This window comes from Vibrio scophthalmi LMG 19158 (assembly GCF_000222585.1).
In the GTDB taxonomy this organism is placed as follows: domain Bacteria; phylum Pseudomonadota; class Gammaproteobacteria; order Enterobacterales; family Vibrionaceae; genus Vibrio; species Vibrio scophthalmi.
In genome coordinates this window covers 1-758 of the sequence record NZ_AFWE01000194.1, presented here as the reverse complement: position 1 = coordinate 758, position 758 = coordinate 1, and the positions used below count along the sequence as shown (strand labels likewise).

Below are 758 nucleotides of genomic sequence, written 5' to 3'. Positions count from 1 at the left end.
TGTCATGCGTTTCTCGATCTTCTTGCTGAGAAGTACAACCGCAAAACAGGTGGCGAAAAAGGTAACGTAACCTTTTCTAGTTACGATGGCTCAACACAGGTGCAAATCAGTGTGCAGAACTCTCAAGTTTTTGGGCCTGAACTACAGATTGCTAAAGCATTGATTGATGAATGCATTAACGATTGGTCAGAAGGCGCTAACGATAAACTCAAGGTGATCATTGTTGATGCGTTCGATGTAGACAAAGAAGGTAACTTAAACACTGGCCGCATCTTATCTCTTCGCCGAATCGCAATCACTGATGCGCGCTGGCAAGAAGCAATGAAAGCGATTGGTGATTCAATCCTTATTTCGTCAACCAAGCCTTACCTGCGATTTAAAGAGCGTGACGAGCAAGGCAAGATGAACAATATCACGCTTGATATTGCTGCCCTTTAATCAATAGGCGGGCAATGCGCCCGCCAGTTCAACCAATATGGGTGGTGTTATGTGCTCAGTCCCTCACTCCCTTGATGCGATTTATCAAGAGATTGAAAAAGCAGAAACGATTAAGTCCACCATTGATACAGCAAACCAGGACTTAACTTATGAAGATGGCGTGATTAGCGCCTTGATGTGGGCGATGGGTAGAACGTCATCCCCTTGCGAAGATATCTCTGAGCTTATTTGCAGCGAGTAAGCCTTACCTAAAACCATTTAATTAGAAATACGCGAGCAGAGCTATACCGCTTCACTGCTTTGGTTTTGCTCGCTTTGAA

At 44.5% G+C, this 758-nt stretch carries 2 protein-coding genes; both read left to right on the top strand.

Annotation, left to right across the window (positions count from 1 at the left end):
* Nucleotides 1-438: DUF3164 family protein (locus RH88_RS16610; RefSeq protein ID WP_005598151.1), on the top strand; the 438-nt coding region annotated here is incomplete at its 5' end.
* Between the two features lie 49 nt (nt 439-487).
* Complete coding sequence (locus tag RH88_RS16605; protein WP_138944303.1) at nt 488-679, top strand: hypothetical protein; 192 nt, start codon at nt 488-490, stop codon at nt 677-679.
* The last annotated feature ends 79 nt before the right edge of the window (nt 680-758 follow it).